This is a genomic window from Lactobacillus sp. PV037, from assembly GCF_014522345.1.
Taxonomy (GTDB): Bacteria; Bacillota; Bacilli; order Lactobacillales; family Lactobacillaceae; genus Lactobacillus.
The window spans coordinates 1140074-1155846 of record NZ_CP041987.1; the positions used below are offsets into that span (position 1 = coordinate 1140074).

Sequence of the window (15773 nt, forward strand, 5' to 3'; positions counted from 1 at the left end):
AAGAATACAAAAAAACACGTAAGTATATAAGCTTACGTGTTTTTTTCCTGTCTGATTAATAGCGATGATCGGGGTCGAACCGATACGTCCCAAGGGACACCAGATTTTGAGTCTGGCGCGTCTGCCAATTCCGCCACATCGCCATAAAGTTAAACTCTAGAACTCCAGACAAAGGCGGTGATCGGATTTGAACCGACGATAAAGGTTTTGCAGACCTCTGCCTTACCACTTGGCTACACCGCCACCTTCTGCGTTTACAATAACCAATTGGAATAGCTGGATTCGAACCAGCGCGTGATGAAGTCAAAGTCCATTGCCTTACCGCTTGGCTATATTCCAATGTTAGGGCGGAATATGGGGATCGAACCCATGCATGCCGGATCCACAAACCGGTGTGTTAACCACTTCACCAATTCCGCCGTGGATTTGATAAATAATATATCAAAACAGGGATAGTAGGAATTGAACCCACACTAGCGGTTTTGGAGACCGATGTACTACCTTTATACGATATCCCTATTTTATGGAGGCCAGTGGATTCGAACCACCGAACTCAGAGAGAGCGGTTTTACAGACCGCCGCGTTTAGCCACTTCGCTAGGCCTCCAGAATGGCGCGAGACGGAATCGAACCGCCGACACAAGGAGCTTCAATCCTTTGCTCTACCAACTGAGCTATCGAGCCATTTACGGTCCCTACCGGAATCGAACCGGTGATCTCCTCCGTGACAGGGAGGCGTGATAACCGCTACACTAAGGGACCAAATTGCGGGAATAGGATTTGAACCTATGACCTTCGGGTTATGAGCCCGACGAGCTGCCAGACTGCTCCATCCCGCGATAATAAGGAGGATGTGGGATTCGAACCCACGCGCGGGCAGAACCCGCCTGACGGTTTTCAAGACCGTTCCCTTCAGCCGGACTTGGGTAATCCTCCATAATATTACCATTAAATGGTAATGACCCGTACGAGATTTGAACTCATGTTACCGCCGTGAAAGGGCGGTGTCTTAACCACTTGACCAACGGGCCTTCTTATCTAACACATTTATTAATGATACCAGATCTGTTAACTTTCGTCAACAACTTTTTTTACTTTTTTCTGACTTGATTTAAGCTTTCTCACTTTTCATCGCATCAGCAATAATCATAATACTAGAAAAACCTGACTTATGCAAGTGTTTTTTAAAATTATTTTCTCCTATTTTCTTAAACCTTTTAATGGCGCCTTTTATAACCCTCATATTTTATAAAATTCTCTTCTGCCTCATGTTAGTAAGAACATTTTTGGTGTTTAGATGTGTAAAAATAAACCTGACTTCTTCTTTTTCATCCCTTTGTTATCTCTTTCCCCTTTAAATAATTTCACTTTTCTATTCTTTCTTTTACTTCTCACTTGCCTCAGCTTTATTTAAATACTCAAGTATCTTTCACATTGAGCTTTAAACGGTTTAAGCTCTATTGGTTTGAATTTTGCTGCCTCCAACTATAAGCAGCGCTAAGCGATAAATACACTAGGGTATAATACTTAGTCTTCCTTGCAAAAATACGTCTTACACCTTACTATCAGACCTTCCAAGATTAATTGCCAAACTCTGATAGATTTTAAAATTTACAAAAATCTATTTTTAGTAGGAATCTTTAAAATCTCTTGTCTTTTGGTTAAAAATTTTTAGCTCTAATAATAGAGTTTACAGTGAGAAGAATTTCATTCTCCCACTTTTACGATAGGTGTTTTAGAGGTAATTTGCAATCTAACAAGTTTGTGCTGTGTATTCTAGATTTGGCTAAAATAGAAGTTTCATCATGCAGTCCGACTTTTATAATAAAAATCTTTCCCTTACTCTCTGGATTGCTACTCAAAGCTACTGAATGGTTCTTTAATACCATTCCTACAGAAAATTTTAGAATTAGGGGCTTCTTATGGTATTCATCAATAAATCATTAATATTCAAGTCACTACCAACCTCAGAACTGGTTTTAGAATAAATTTTAGCGAGGAACTCATTACTCATGATAAGAAAACTCACTAGAAAATAGGAAGTAGCGTCTCTCACTCCTTGATAAAAGAGCAGAGAGGGGCCCAACCAGGTACCCTAGGCAGTAATTTCTCCACTTTATAAAGCTTGCTTATCCCCTTAAATTTAACCTATTGGCACTTCTTTACATAAGTTTAGTAGATAGTTTACATTTAAATCTAGGAGAAAGAGCAGTTTAATAAGTAATTTGCGCTCTAAAGTATCCTCGGTATCCAATCTAGGTATGGTTTCCTTCTTCTACAAGTTATACACTTTTATGGCATTTATTAAAATACAAATAGCTGAAGAAAATATAACTAAAAAGAAAGATTATAAAAAGACGCAATTAGCCTTTTCAACTAATTGCGTCTTATCTTCATTAACTATTTTAATTTAATATCCTCTTGTTACGGAGATTGAGAGATTCGAACCCTCGCGCCGGTATAAACCGACCTACACCCTTAGCAGGGGCGCCTCTTCAGCCACTTGAGTAAATCTCCAATGGGCCTAAATGGACTTGAACCATCGACCTCACGCTTATCAGGCGTGCGCTCTAAACCAGCTGAGCTATAGGCCCATAAAGCGGGTAACGAGAATCGGACTCGCGACTAAAGCTTGGAAGGCTTTCGTTTTACCACTAAACTATACCCGCATGTTTTTCTAATGGCGCGAGACGGAATCGAACCGCCGACACAAGGAGCTTCAATCCTTTGCTCTACCAACTGAGCTATCGAGCCATTTACGGTCCCTACCGGAATCGAACCGGTGATCTCCTCCGTGACAGGGAGGCGTGATAACCGCTACACTAAGGGACCAAATTGCGGGAATAGGATTTGAACCTATGACCTTCGGGTTATGAGCCCGACGAGCTGCCAGACTGCTCCATCCCGCGATAATTCTAATATAAAAAATCAAGATCCGAATATGGACCTTGTAGGACTCGAACCTACGACCCGACGGTTATGAGCCGTCTGCTCTAACCAACTGAGCTAAAGGTCCAAGTATACCTTATAGCGGCGGGGGGGATCGAACCCTCGACCTCCCGGGTATGAACCGGACGCTCTAGCCAGCTGAGCTACACCGCCAATATGTAACCATGTTACAAATCGGGAAGACAGGATTCGAACCTGCGACCCCCTGGTCCCAAACCAGGTGCTCTACCAAACTGAGCCACTTCCCGAAAATGCACCCTGAAGGATTTGAACCTTCAACCTTCTGATTCGTAGTCAGACACTCTATCCAGTTGCGCTAAGGGTGCATCATTATATGCCGAGGACCGGAATCGAACCGGTACGGTTGTCACCAACCGCGGGATTTTAAGTCCCGTGCGTCTGCCAGTTCCGCCACCCCGGCATGATAATGATAAGCGGAAGACGGGATTCGAACCCGCGACCCCCACCATGGCAAGGTGATGTTCTACCACTGAACTACTTCCGCATAATATTTAATTGTAATGCCGATTAAAGGATTCGAACCTTCGACCCCCTGTTTACAAGACAGATGCTCTACCAACTGAGCTAAATCGGCAAGCTGCTCACTTAAGGCGGATACGGGTGATGGGACTTGAACCCATACGTCCGAAAACACTAGAACCTAAATCTAGCGCGTCTGCCAATTCCGCCACACCCGCAAAAATATATAGGGTCAATGAGTCGTGGCAGTCTCGAACTGCCGACCCTCTGATTAAAAGTCAGATGCTCTACCAACTGAGCTAACGACTCAGATGGAGGATACAGGGCTCGAACCTGTGACCTCCTGCTTGTAAGGCAGATGCTCTCCCAGCTGAGCTAATCCTCCATGCATAGCAACTACCTATCCTTGCAGGCAGTTTCCCACCAACTACTTTCGGCGTTAAGAAGCTTAACTTCTGTGTTCGGCATGGGAACAGGTGTTTCCTTCTTGCTATCGTTACTATACTTTCTTTGAGCTTTTACACTCAAAACTGAATATAATCTAAAGCCTAAAACCTAGAGCTTTGGTCAAGTGCTCGACTGATTAGTACTAGTCCGCTTCACTCATCACTGAGCTTACACTCCTAGCCTATCTACCTCATCGTCTTTAAGGTGTCTTACTGCTTTCGCATCGGAAATCTCATCTTGAGGGGGGCTTCGCACTTAGATGCTTTCAGCGCTTATCCCGTCCATACATAGCTACCCAGCGATGCCGAAGGCTCGACAACTGGTACACCAGCGGTATGTCCATCCCGGTCCTCTCGTACTAAGGACAGCTCCTCTCAAATTTCCTACGCCCACGACGGATAGGGACCGAACTGTCTCACGACGTTCTGAACCCAGCTCGCGTGCCGCTTTAATGGGCGAACAGCCCAACCCTTGGGACCGACTTCAGCCCCAGGATGCGACGAGCCGACATCGAGGTGCCAAACCTCCCCGTCGATGTGAACTCTTGGGGGAGATAAGCCTGTTATCCCCAGGGTAGCTTTTATCCGTTGAGTGATGGCCTTTCCATACAGTACCACCAGATCACTAAGCCCGACTTTCGTCCCTGCTCGAGTTGTAGCTCTCGCAGTCAAGCTCCCTTATACCTTTACACTCTGCGAATGATTTCCAACCATTCTGAGGGAACCTTTGGGCGCCTCCGTTACACTTTAGGAGGCGACCGCCCCAGTCAAACTGCCCACCTGACACTGTCCTCGACCGCGCTTAGCGATCTGAGTTAGAGGATCCATCAAACAAGGGTAGTATCCCAACATTGCCTCCGATAAAACTAGCGTCCTATCTTCTCTGGCTCCTACCTATCCTGTACATGTTTAACAAATACTCAATATCAAGCTACAGTAAAGCTCCATGGGGTCTTTCCGTCCTGTCGCGGGTAACCCGCATCTTCACGGGTATTATAATTTCACCGAGTCTCTCGTTGAGACAGTGCCCAAATCATTACACCTTTCGTGCAGGTCGGAACTTACCCGACAAGGAATTTCGCTACCTTAGGACCGTTATAGTTACGGCCGCCGTTTACTGGGGCTTCAATTCAAACCTTCGCTTGCGCTAAGCTTTCCTCTTAACCTTCCAGCACCGGGCAGGTGTCAGCACCTATACGTCATCTTACGATTTTGCAGATACCTGTGTTTTTGATAAACAGTTGTTTGGGCCTCTTCACTGCGGCTGATCTTTTACAATCAGCACCCCTTCTTCCGAAGTTACGGGGTCATTTTGCCGAGTTCCTTAACGAGAGTTCTCTCGCTCACCTGAGGATACTCTCCTCGACTACCTGTGTCGGTTTGCGGTACGGGTAAAACTACTCTGGCTAGAAGCTTTTCTTGGCAGTGTGACATCATGACCTTCGCTACTTAACTTCACTACGCATCACGTCTCAAGCTTTTAAAGACAAGCATTTGACTCATCTTAACTCTTAACGCTTGCACATGGATATCCAACACCATGCGTCATTAGCCTCCTGCGTCCCTCCATTGCTCATAACAAGCAGTTTCAGTACAGGAATTTCTACCTGTTGTCCATCGGCTACGCCTCTCGGCCTTACCTTAGGTCCCGACTTACCCTGGGCGGACGAGCCTGCCCCAGGAAACCTTAGTCTTACGGCGGATAGGATTCTCACCTATCTTTCGCTACTCATACCGGCATTCTCACTTCTAAGCGCTCCATTAGTCCTCTCGATCTAACTTCACCGCACTTAGAACGCTCTCCTACCACACATATAATATATGCATCCACAGTTTCGGTACTATGCTTAGCCCCGGTAAATTTTCGGCGCAGCGTCACTCGACTAGTGAGCTATTACGCACTCTTTAAATGATGGCTGCTTCTAAGCCAACATCCTAGTTGTCTACGCAACTCCACATCCTTTTCCACTTAGCATAGATTTGGGGACCTTAACTGGTGATCTGGGCTGTTTCCCTTTCGACTACGGATCTTATCACTCGCAGTCTGACTCCCGTGCATTGATATCTGGCATTCGAAGTTTATCTGGATTCAGTAACCCATGACGGGCCCCTAGTCCAAACAGCGCTCTACCTCCATTATCATTCACACGAGGCTAGCCCTAAAGCTATTTCGGAGAGAACCAGCTATCTCCAAGTTCGTTTGGAATTTCACCGCTACCCACAACTCATCCCCGCGATTTTTAACTCACGTGGGTTCGGTCCTCCAGTGTGTTTTACCACACCTTCAACCTGGTCATGGGTAGGTCACTTGGTTTCGGGTCTACGTCACATTACTCTTTCGCCCTATTCAGACTCGCTTTCGCTACGGCTCCGTCTTTTCTGACTTAACCTTGCAACATAACGTAACTCGCCGGTTCATTCTACAAAAGGCACGCCATTACACTTTAATGTGCTCTGACTACTTGTAGGCACACGGTTTCAGGTTCTATTTCACTCCCCTCCCGGGGTTCTTTTCACCTTTCCCTCACGGTACTGGTTCACTATCGGTCACTAGTTAGTATTTAGCCTTACGAGATGGTCCTCGCGGATTCAATCGGGATTCCTCGTGTCCCGACCTACTCAGGATCCTGCTAAGTCTTGTCGCAATTTCGCTTACGGGGCTATCACCCTCTCTGGCTTATCTTTCCAGATAATTCTGCTATCACTTCAAGTACTACATCGCAGTCCTTCAACCCCAACTGGCAAGCCAGTTGGTTTGGGCTCTTTCCTGTTCGCTCGCCGCTACTTAGGAAATCGATTTTTCTTTCTCTTCCTGCAGCTACTTAGATGTTTCAGTTCACTGCGTCTTCCTTCGTATAACTATTTATTCATCATACGATAATACCTCTCGGTATTGGGTTCCCCCATTCGGATATCTCCGGATCATCGCTTACTTACTGCTCCCCGAAGCCTTTCGTGGTTCGTCACGTCCTTCATCGGCTTCTAGTGCCAAGGCATTCACCATGCGCCCTTTTCTACTTGACCTATTTCAAGTTTGAGTTTCTCTCTTCTTCTCGGTCGCTCTTCAATCTGTTTCTCTTTCGATTGTCTCGGTTTTTTGCTTTGATTATATTCAGTTTTCAATGTACTAACTCTTGAGAACTTCTTTACTGCCCTCAAAACTAAACAAAAATTCTTCTGTGTGCCTTTTTCTTGTTTGGCTTTCTGACTTCTTTTAGTGTCTTCACACTCTCCATCAGTTGCCCTTCCTTAGAAAGGAGGTGATCCAGCCGCAGGTTCTCCTACGGCTACCTTGTTACGACTTCACCCTAATCATCTGTCCTACCTTAGACGGCTGACTCCTTAAAGGTTATCTCACCGGCTTTGGGTGTTACAGACTCTCATGGTGTGACGGGCGGTGTGTACAAGGCCCGGGAACGTATTCACCGCGGCGTGCTGATCCGCGATTACTAGCGATTCCAGCTTCATGTAGGCGAGTTGCAGCCTACAATCCGAACTGAGAACGGCTTTCAGAGATCCGCTTGCCTTCACAGGTTCGCTTCTCGTTGTACCGTCCATTGTAGCACGTGTGTAGCCCAGGTCATAAGGGGCATGATGACTTGACGTCATCCCCACCTTCCTCCGGTTTGTCACCGGCAGTCTCATTAGAGTGCCCAACTTAATGATGGCAACTAATGACAAGGGTTGCGCTCGTTGCGGGACTTAACCCAACATCTCACGACACGAGCTGACGACAGCCATGCACCACCTGTCTCAATGTCCCCGAAGGGAAAGCCTAATCTCTTAGGTTGTCATTGGATGTCAAGACCTGGTAAGGTTCTTCGCGTTGCTTCGAATTAAACCACATGCTCCACCGCTTGTGCGGGCCCCCGTCAATTCCTTTGAGTTTCAACCTTGCGGTCGTACTCCCCAGGCGGAGTGCTTAATGCGTTAGCTGCAGCACTGAGAGGCGGAAACCTCCCAACACTTAGCACTCATCGTTTACGGCATGGACTACCAGGGTATCTAATCCTGTTCGCTACCCATGCTTTCGAGCCTCAGCGTCAGTTGCAGACCAGAGAGCCGCCTTCGCCACTGGTGTTCTTCCATATATCTACGCATTCCACCGCTACACATGGAGTTCCACTCTCCTCTTCTGCACTCAAGTTTAACAGTTTCTGATGCAGTTCTTCGGTTGAGCCGAAGGCTTTCACATCAGACTTATTAAACCGCCTGCACTCGCTTTACGCCCAATAAATCCGGACAACGCTTGCCACCTACGTATTACCGCGGCTGCTGGCACGTAGTTAGCCGTGACTTTCTAGTTGATTACCGTCGAATAAAGGCCAGTTACTACCTCTATCTTTCTTCACCAACAACAGAGCTTTACGAGCCGAAACCCTTCTTCACTCACGCGGCGTTGCTCCATCAGACTTTCGTCCATTGTGGAAGATTCCCTACTGCTGCCTCCCGTAGGAGTTTGGGCCGTGTCTCAGTCCCAATGTGGCCGATCAGTCTCTCAACTCGGCTATGCATCATTGCCTTGGTAAGCCGTTACCTTACCAACTAGCTAATGCACCGCAGGTCCATCCAAGAGTGATAGAAATCCATCTTTCAAACTCTAGACATGCGTCTAGTGTTGTTATCCGGTATTAGCATCTGTTTCCAGGTGTTATCCCAGTCTCTTGGGCAGGTTACCCACGTGTTACTCACCCGTTCGCCGCTAGCTTGTATCTAGTTTCATGAAATGCAAGCATTTCAATCATCTAGGCAAGCTCGCTCGACTTGCATGTATTAGGCACGCCGCCAGCGTTCGTCCTGAGCCAGGATCAAACTCTCATTTCCTTTTTGAAATGAGCTTTTCTTAGCTCTTAACGTTTTTTTGATTTGTTATCTCAAATTTATTGCTTGCGAATTGACTTCGCTTTGTTTGGGGTTTATTTCCCCCGCACACTTACGAATTTTTGTTCAGTTTTCAAGGTACTAAAGCGTCGATTGACGACTTATCTATTATATCATACTTGCTTTTTACTTGCAAGAGATAATTTTAAAATTCTTTGTCGCCGGTTTGTTATCCCGAAGACATTTTATTATTATACGTTGTTTATTCATCTTTGTCAACATATTTTTTCACTGTTTTTTCTTCCTTAACAGCAATAAATATATTACCCTATCCTTTTACTTTTCGCAACCCTTTTTTCTATTTCTTTTTTTAGTTCTTCCTCACAGCCTTTAAATCCTATTTTTACACTTTTAGATGTCCAAAAGCGTCTTCTTTCTCGTCGCATTTTACTTGGCTGTAAAGCGCGTGTTGAAAGACTTATTTGCCCATTATAAGGATCGATATCTATTACCTTTACTTTCACCAATTGTCCCACAGAGAATTCTTCTCCAATTTTTGCGATGTATCCTTCTCTTACCTCTGATACATGAATCAGTCCTTCTTCACCATTTTCTAATCTTACAAAAGCTCCATATTGTTGTATCCCACTAATTTTTCCTTCTACTACTTCTCCTATTTCTACTTTTTTCATCGTCTCATCTCCCTTACCTTATTATAATCTCTCCCTTTTATCTTGAAAAATATGTAATAATAAAAGACGAATAATTTCTATATTAAGGAGACTAATTTTTGTGAAAAAATATGACTTAGCTATTATCGGTAGCGGACCCATTGGACTTTTTGCAACTAGTTTTGCCCAGCTCCATGGTTTTAACACAGTTACTTTTGAAGCTTTAGAAAAAATTGGCGGCCAGCCAAAATATCTATATCCCAACAAACAAATCAAAGATATACCCGCCTATCCCAAAATTACCGGAGATAATTTAATTAAAAATCTCAATGACCAAATTGAAACTAAAAATATTATTTCTAATTATCGTGTTCAAAAAATCAATAAGAGTGATCAAAATGGTTTTATTATTGATAATGATTACTACGTTAAAAGTATTGTTCTAGCCACTGGGTTAGGTGCTTTTCAACCTAAACCTCTTCCACTTGAAATTCCTTCCACTCTTGAACAGAATATTCACTATTTTCTTCCTAATCCACAAGACTTCAAGAACAAGCAAATCGCGGTACTAGGAGGTGGAGATTCAGCTTTAGATTGGGCTCTTGAATTATCACCACGTAATAAAGTCACCTTAATTCATCGGCGAACATCTTTTAGGGGGCTTGAAAGCAATGTCACGACCCTTTCTAATTCTAAAAATGTAAGCTTTTTCACCCCATTTCTTCCCTCTAAAATTCAACCTACTTCTTCAAACAAAATCCAGCTTACTCTTAAAGAAGTAGGAAATAATAACTTGATTGAAAAAGAATTTGATGACCTTTTAGTCGCATATGGATTTAAATCAAATAATACTCAATTAAGAAAATGGGGACTTCAATTAAGCCACGGACTAATTGAAGTAAATAATTTTATGGAGACAAATATTCAAGGAATTTATGCAGTGGGAGATGCAATTACCTATCCTGGGCGTGCCCCAATGATTGGAATAGGTTTTGGAGAAGTACAAATTGCCATTAGTAAAATAATGGACACACTTTTTCCAGAAAAAAAGATGACCTTACACTCTACTGGCCTATAAATACTTAGAAAGGATTTTCGATGAACCTAGTTGATTTTATTTTACATATTGATAAGCACCTAGTGACATTGGTTAACACATTTGGTAACTGGTCTTATTTATTTTTATTTTTAATAATATTTATTGAAACTGGTGTGGTTATTTTTCCTTTTTTACCAGGAGATTCACTTATTTTTGCAGCTTGTGCAATGGCTGCTATTCCAAAATACCATCTTAACTTTTGGCTTTGCTATTTTATCTTTTTAATTGCAGCTATTCTAGGTGATACTGCCAATTACGAAATTGGTAATTGGTCCCAACACAGCGGTTCTAAACATTCTTGGTTCAATAAGCTGATTGATGAGAACAAAAAAAGAGCAGCAGAGAATTTCTTTGCTACTCATGGTGGAAAGACTATTGTAATTGGACGTTTTATTCCATTTATTCGTACTTTTGTTCCTTTTGTTTCTGGCGCTAGCAAAATGCACTATCGTACTTTTATTATTTATAACTTTATCGGTGGTTTTTTATGGGTAACTTTATTTTCAATCATTGGTTACTTCTTTGGAAACATCCCTTTAGTACAAGATCATTTTTCATTAATCGTTCTTGGCATCATTTTAATTTCAGTAGTTCCAGTGCTTATTATCTGGATACGAAAAAAAATTGTCCAAAGAAAAGAATTTTAATTTTTTATACTTGCCAATTTCCTAAATGTTCAACCACATGGGTAGGAGGAGTTAGTTTATCAACTAATTCCTCCTTTTTTGTTACCCCTGTCAATGTTAATAAGGTATCCATTTGATAATTTACCCCAGTCATGATATCAGTATCATAATTATCACCTACCATTATTACATCTTCTTTGGGTAAATTAATTATCTTTAAAGCATAGTTAACAATGATTGGGGATGGTTTTCCAATATAAATTGGTTCTACCCCAGAAGCTGCACTAATCATTGCACACTGAGAACCATTTCCCGGTAGCAATTCATCCCCTGCGGGTAAATTCAAATCTTGATTAGTTCCCAAGAAAATTGCACCCTTTCTGATTGCCCTAACTGCCGTCCTAATTTTTTCATAGGTCATCTGGGTATCCATTCCAACAATTACATACTTAGGATTGTCTTCATCAAGATAAAAATGAGAATTATTAAGGAGTCCTTCTTTTAAACCTACTTCTCCAATTATATAGACAGGAATTTTATCTACTCCTGGATTTTTCTCTAATAAATAATCAATCGTTGCCAAAACAGGAGTGTAAATATGATCTAACTGAGTTTTTACACCATGCCCGTTCAGCTTTTCTAAGACCATTTGTCTTGTTCTAGTAGTATTATTAGTCAAAAAAAGATAGGGAATATTTTTTTCTTGCAATCTATGAACAAAATCCACTCCTGTTTGAATGGTCTGTTTACCTCGATAAACAGTTCCATCTAGATCGATTAAATAGCCTTTATATTTTTTGTTTTTCAACTTAACTCTTCCTTTTCTTAATTACAAAACTATTCTTTCTATTACTTCGGTTCTTTTTTCGAGTTGCTATAGCATTCTTGCGAATACGGGTGCGATGAACTTTTTTATCTTTAAAATTGTTTTTATTATGGGCTTTTTTAGAAGAACGATACTGCTTTTTATGTTGAGTGTTTTTTCTCCCCAATACTATTTTCTTGACTGCATTTTGTTCAACTAAATGTAAGATAAAATATGGACTTCCAGGATTACAATACTCTTCCAGGTAATCAACAATTACATTTGCTTTTTTATCAATTGGAGCCCGATCTTGACTATCATAAAATCCTTTTAAACGTAAATGTTCACTTGAAACATCCCCAACAAGATAATCATATTGATTTAAAAAAGGATCATATTTTTCTTTGAGAACTTCTACATCAAATGCATTTCTCACATTTTCAATTAGTTCATATTCTCTTCCATCAATAAAGACCTTTTCTTCATCCTTAATTACCTGTGCTAAAGGATGATAAACCTGCTTTTTTTCATTTTCTGTTTTCTCCACTATCTTCACCTCTTTTTTTCAGGGGATAATTTTTACTTAAATACTTTGCAACGACTGTCTTTAAATAATCAGGAAATAAAAAATTATTTTCTCCTACAATTGATAGCGTTGGGAAAAATGGCACTAAGACGTGATGATCTAATACGGCAATAACATATTCTTTTTCTGGTTCAATTTCTTGTCCGTTAATATAGACAGTTCTGGAATTTGGATCAACTTTAATACCTTTATACACGATATTACCAAATATTTTCCCGCGAAAGCTCATTCCTATTTGGTGAAACTTCTGGAGAAAGTGACGATTTTTTTCCATTTCCATTATCAAGCGCCATAATTCTCTTCCAATTAATTTACTTCTTACCACATGCATTGGATGAGGTAAAAGTGCTTGTAAGTCAGCTTCTGTAAAGACACCTGGCTTCACATCTGTTAAAAAGAGCCCTGAATTTAGCATCGCAATATCTGTCTTAGCCGCTTCACTGACTGCATTAAGAGCTGCCTGAATCATCACTTCTTGTCCCTGAGCAAATTTTTTAGGTAAATTAGCAATCTGGCGACCAGCTAAGAGTTTTTCACCACTTAATCTTAATTTTTCAACAAACTCTCTATCTCCCTTGTGCTCAGGCAAGTCATCTACTGTTATTGTTTTAGGAGTAACACTTTTTAACTGATGATTTTCTATTTCTAAAAGAATATCCCCAACATATTTACCCCATTTACCGGTTTGAGTAATCCAAGTTTGATTTACTTTCATCCCTTCTGCAAGCAAATCATGGCTGTGACCACCAATAATCAACTTTACCTGTGGATAATGCTCAGCAATATACTTATCTAACGTTAACCCAATATGACTAATTACAATTAAAAAATCATATTTATTAGCCATTTTTTTAAGCATGTTATCCAGCGTTTGAGAGATAAATTTTACATGCCATCCATTAGGCTCATATGTCATTGGATACGGTGCTGTTAAACCGATCAAACCAATTCTAGTATTTTTGGAAGTAGTTATTATTTGATACTCATTTGCCCATTTAGGTAACTTCTCATCTGCTTCACGTAAATTTGCAAGTATTACTGGAAAATTTGCATCTTCAAAAAGATTTTCCAGTACCTCATGTGAATTTGCTATTCCTTCATTATTTCCAATTGTAATTGCATCATAATTAAATTCATTCATCAAAGCAATATTAGCTTGCCCTTCAGTAGCATCAGATAAGGGATGAGAGCGATCCATAAAATCACCTGCATCAAAAGTTAACACTTGATCAACTGTTGTATCTGCTTGTGCCTGTTTTAAATAGCGTCCAATTTTAGGAAATTGTTCAAAATGAGAGTGTAAATCATTTGTATGTAAGATACGTAATTTTTCCATTTTTCCCTCTATCCAATTCGATTAGCTTTTAAAATATTTTGGTAAGCATCCAAAACTTTTCCCTTCGGTTTTTCCCATTCAACCCATTTTGGATTTTTCCAATCTTCCTCGTTTGTCAACGTTTCTAGTTCATAATTTTCATTAATATACTCTTCATAAGTTTGCAAAGCTTTGGTCTTGGGAAGATTTAATTGTAGTATCTTCACATTTCTTAATTCTCCTCTATCAACTGCTAATTCTGCAATTCCATTTTGATCTATATTTGAAATTTCATAATACTTGCTACCATCTTTGCGAATTATTTCTTCAATTAACGTTAATTCTTGATATTGTCGTGCCATTATTAAATCACCTGTATTTTTTTAATTCATTAAAATTGTACCATAGTGAACCAAAAGATATTTTTAGCACTTTTTCAATAAAAAAGATAAAAAATTACTTATCTTCTTCTAAATGCTGTAATATTTAATCAGAGACATTATATTAAAGGAGTTAATTAACATGGAATTAGATTACAAAAAATTAGCCCAAGAAAAGAAAGAAGATATTTTACATGACTTACAAGAATTGATTGCTATCGATTCTTCCGAAGATTTAGCTCATAAAAGTGAAAAATATCCCTTAGGACCTGGTCCAGCTAAGGCATTAGAAAAATTCTTACATTTTGCTAAACGTGATGGTTTTGATACAGAAAACTTCGATAACTACGCTGGTCGTATCAACATGGGAGATGGTAAAGAACGTGTTGGAGTTATCGGACACGTTGATGTCGTCCCTGCAGGTGATGGCTGGAAGACTGATCCATTTAAAATGACCATTAAAGATGGAAAGATTTATGGTCGTGGTAGTGCAGATGACAAAGGTCCTGCTTTAGCTGCCTACTATGGAATGTTAATTTTAAAGGAACACGGTTTCAAACCTTCTAAAAAAATTGACTTTGTTTTAGGAACTAATGAAGAAACTAATTGGGTAGGAATTGATTACTACTTAAAACACCAACCAGCTCCTGACGTAGCCTTTTCACCTGACGCAGAATTTCCAATTATCAATGGTGAACAAGGAATTGTAACTTTAAAATTAGATTTTAAAGATGACTTTAATGAAGGAGACGTCAAAGTTTGGGCCTTCAATTCTGGCACAGCTGCCAATGTTATTCCTCATACTGCTCATGCTTTAATTGAAAGTGATGATTTAAACTCAATTAAACAAAAATATGAAGAGTTCTTAAAACAGCACCAACTTGATGGAAATTTTGAACTTCACAGTGGTCAAGCTGAATTAACTTTAATTGGTCATGGTGCTCATGCTTCTGCACCAGCAACTGGAAAAAATGCGGCTACTTTCTTAGCACTCTTCTTAGATAGTTTAAATCTTGATGGTCAAGTCAAAAACTTTATTCACTTTATTGCTAACATCGAACATGAAGATTTTGATGGCAAAAAATTAGGCATTGCCCATCATGATGATTTAATGGGCGATCTAGTAAGTTCTCCATCTGTCTTCAAACTTGATGCTCAAAATGCCTATATTCTAAACAATGTTCGCTTCCCTAAAGGAACAGACGGTGAAACCATGGTAAACCAAATTAATGATAAGTTTGGTGATATTTTAACTGCTCATATTCAAGGCCGTCAAGAAGATCCTCACTACGTACCTGGTGATGATCCGATTGTTAAAACTCTTTTAGGCGTTTACGAAAAACAAACTGGTAAAAAAGGCCATGAAGTAATTATTGGTGGTGGAACCTACGGGCGCTTGTTCGATCATGGGGTTGCTTTTGGTGCTCAAGCCGAGGGTGCTCCTCTTGTAATGCATCAACCAAATGAATACATGACAGTTGAAGATTTAATTAATTCTATTGCAATTTATGCTGAAGCAATTTATGAATTAAGTAAATAATTAATAAAATCGTAATAAGAGCAATCTTTGATTGCTCTTTTTTTCTGCTATAATTA

At 40.6% G+C, this 15773-nt stretch carries 8 protein-coding genes, 27 tRNA genes and 3 rRNA genes; 3 read left to right on the top strand and 35 right to left on the bottom strand.

Annotation, left to right across the window (positions count from 1 at the left end):
- Positions 1-59: 59 nt before the first annotated feature.
- The 31 genes from FP435_RS06065 to FP435_RS06215 all read right to left on the bottom strand — a co-directional run bounded on the left by FP435_RS06065 (position 60) and on the right by FP435_RS06215 (position 9387).
- Positions 60-143: transfer RNA gene (locus FP435_RS06065), tRNA-Leu, on the bottom strand.
- A 29-nt stretch (positions 144-172) separates the two neighbouring features.
- Positions 173-243: transfer RNA gene (locus FP435_RS06070), tRNA-Cys, on the bottom strand.
- 24 nt (positions 244-267) lie between these two features.
- Positions 268-339 (bottom strand) — tRNA-Gln (locus FP435_RS06075).
- A gap of 7 nt (positions 340-346) precedes the next feature.
- Positions 347-419: transfer RNA gene (locus FP435_RS06080), tRNA-His, on the bottom strand.
- Positions 420-447: 28 nt separating this feature from the next.
- Positions 448-518 (bottom strand) — tRNA-Trp (locus FP435_RS06085).
- A gap of 6 nt (positions 519-524) precedes the next feature.
- Positions 525-606: transfer RNA gene (locus tag FP435_RS06090), tRNA-Tyr, on the bottom strand.
- A gap of 4 nt (positions 607-610) precedes the next feature.
- A tRNA-Phe gene (locus FP435_RS06095) sits at positions 611-683 on the bottom strand.
- A 5-nt stretch (positions 684-688) separates the two neighbouring features.
- A tRNA-Asp gene (locus FP435_RS06100) sits at positions 689-761 on the bottom strand.
- A 3-nt stretch (positions 762-764) separates the two neighbouring features.
- A tRNA-Met gene (locus FP435_RS06105) sits at positions 765-838 on the bottom strand.
- A gap of 6 nt (positions 839-844) precedes the next feature.
- Positions 845-935 (bottom strand) — tRNA-Ser (locus FP435_RS06110).
- A 23-nt stretch (positions 936-958) separates the two neighbouring features.
- Positions 959-1030 (bottom strand) — tRNA-Glu (locus FP435_RS06115).
- Positions 1031-2426: 1396 nt separating this feature from the next.
- A tRNA-Ser gene (locus tag FP435_RS06120) sits at positions 2427-2516 on the bottom strand.
- A gap of 2 nt (positions 2517-2518) precedes the next feature.
- Positions 2519-2593: transfer RNA gene (locus FP435_RS06125), tRNA-Ile, on the bottom strand.
- Between the two features lie 4 nt (positions 2594-2597).
- Positions 2598-2668, bottom strand: a tRNA-Gly gene (locus FP435_RS06130).
- A 12-nt stretch (positions 2669-2680) separates the two neighbouring features.
- Positions 2681-2753: transfer RNA gene (locus FP435_RS06135), tRNA-Phe, on the bottom strand.
- A 5-nt stretch (positions 2754-2758) separates the two neighbouring features.
- Positions 2759-2831, bottom strand: a tRNA-Asp gene (locus tag FP435_RS06140).
- Between the two features lie 3 nt (positions 2832-2834).
- Positions 2835-2908: transfer RNA gene (locus FP435_RS06145), tRNA-Met, on the bottom strand.
- Between the two features lie 33 nt (positions 2909-2941).
- Positions 2942-3015 (bottom strand) — tRNA-Ile (locus tag FP435_RS06150).
- Positions 3016-3027: 12 nt separating this feature from the next.
- Positions 3028-3101: transfer RNA gene (locus tag FP435_RS06155), tRNA-Met, on the bottom strand.
- Between the two features lie 21 nt (positions 3102-3122).
- Positions 3123-3196 (bottom strand) — tRNA-Pro (locus tag FP435_RS06160).
- A 4-nt stretch (positions 3197-3200) separates the two neighbouring features.
- A tRNA-Arg gene (locus FP435_RS06165) sits at positions 3201-3274 on the bottom strand.
- A gap of 9 nt (positions 3275-3283) precedes the next feature.
- Positions 3284-3369 (bottom strand) — tRNA-Leu (locus FP435_RS06170).
- Positions 3370-3381: 12 nt separating this feature from the next.
- Positions 3382-3453, bottom strand: a tRNA-Gly gene (locus FP435_RS06175).
- Between the two features lie 17 nt (positions 3454-3470).
- Positions 3471-3543 (bottom strand) — tRNA-Thr (locus FP435_RS06180).
- A 21-nt stretch (positions 3544-3564) separates the two neighbouring features.
- A tRNA-Leu gene (locus FP435_RS06185) sits at positions 3565-3646 on the bottom strand.
- 18 nt (positions 3647-3664) lie between these two features.
- Positions 3665-3737: transfer RNA gene (locus FP435_RS06190), tRNA-Lys, on the bottom strand.
- A gap of 3 nt (positions 3738-3740) precedes the next feature.
- Positions 3741-3813: transfer RNA gene (locus FP435_RS06195), tRNA-Val, on the bottom strand.
- Positions 3814-3815: 2 nt separating this feature from the next.
- A 5S ribosomal RNA gene (gene rrf / locus FP435_RS06200) occupies positions 3816-3932 on the bottom strand.
- 59 nt (positions 3933-3991) lie between these two features.
- Positions 3992-6898: ribosomal RNA gene (locus FP435_RS06205) — 23S ribosomal RNA — on the bottom strand.
- A 229-nt stretch (positions 6899-7127) separates the two neighbouring features.
- Positions 7128-8698 (bottom strand): 16S ribosomal RNA (locus FP435_RS06210).
- Together the 16S, 23S and 5S rRNA genes with 16 tRNA genes alongside form the textbook arrangement of a ribosomal RNA operon.
- A gap of 320 nt (positions 8699-9018) precedes the next feature.
- A complete protein-coding gene (locus FP435_RS06215; RefSeq protein ID WP_265483322.1) occupies positions 9019-9387 on the bottom strand; it encodes a CvfD/Ygs/GSP13 family RNA-binding post-transcriptional regulator in 369 nt (122 codons plus the stop codon).
- A gap of 100 nt (positions 9388-9487) precedes the next feature.
- On the opposite strand from FP435_RS06215, the gene FP435_RS06220 reads away from it, so the two are divergent.
- Positions 9488-10444, top strand: a complete 957-nt coding sequence (locus tag FP435_RS06220) for an NAD(P)/FAD-dependent oxidoreductase (RefSeq protein ID WP_265483324.1) — start codon at positions 9488-9490, stop codon at positions 10442-10444.
- 20 nt (positions 10445-10464) lie between these two features.
- Entirely contained in the window at positions 10465-11112 is a 648-nt protein-coding gene (locus FP435_RS06225; RefSeq protein WP_265483326.1) for a VTT domain-containing protein, read from the top strand.
- A gap of 4 nt (positions 11113-11116) precedes the next feature.
- Here the strand turns inward: FP435_RS06225 and FP435_RS06230 are convergent, their stop codons facing one another.
- The 4 genes from FP435_RS06230 to FP435_RS06245 are packed head-to-tail and all read right to left on the bottom strand — an operon-like array spanning position 11117 to position 14159.
- Positions 11117-11899 carry a TIGR01457 family HAD-type hydrolase gene (locus FP435_RS06230; RefSeq protein ID WP_265483328.1) on the bottom strand — a complete coding sequence of 261 codons (783 nt, stop codon included), beginning with the start codon at positions 11897-11899 and terminating at the stop codon, positions 11117-11119.
- Between the two features lies 1 nt (position 11900).
- Positions 11901-12443, bottom strand: a complete 543-nt coding sequence (locus FP435_RS06235) for a YutD family protein (RefSeq protein WP_265483330.1) — start codon at positions 12441-12443, stop codon at positions 11901-11903.
- On the bottom strand, positions 12424-13818 hold the full coding sequence (locus FP435_RS06240; RefSeq protein WP_265483332.1) for a bifunctional metallophosphatase/5'-nucleotidase: 1395 nt from the start codon (positions 13816-13818) through the stop codon (positions 12424-12426). Before FP435_RS06240 ends, FP435_RS06235 begins: the two co-directional genes overlap by 20 nt.
- An 8-nt stretch (positions 13819-13826) precedes the next feature.
- On the bottom strand, positions 13827-14159 hold the full coding sequence (locus tag FP435_RS06245) for a hypothetical protein (RefSeq protein WP_265483334.1): 333 nt from the start codon (positions 14157-14159) through the stop codon (positions 13827-13829).
- Between the two features lie 160 nt (positions 14160-14319).
- On the opposite strand from FP435_RS06245, the gene pepV reads away from it, so the two are divergent.
- Positions 14320-15717: a dipeptidase PepV gene (gene pepV, locus FP435_RS06250; RefSeq protein WP_265483335.1), complete on the top strand. Its 1398-nt coding sequence runs from the start codon at positions 14320-14322 to the stop codon at positions 15715-15717.
- The last annotated feature ends 56 nt before the right edge of the window (positions 15718-15773 follow it).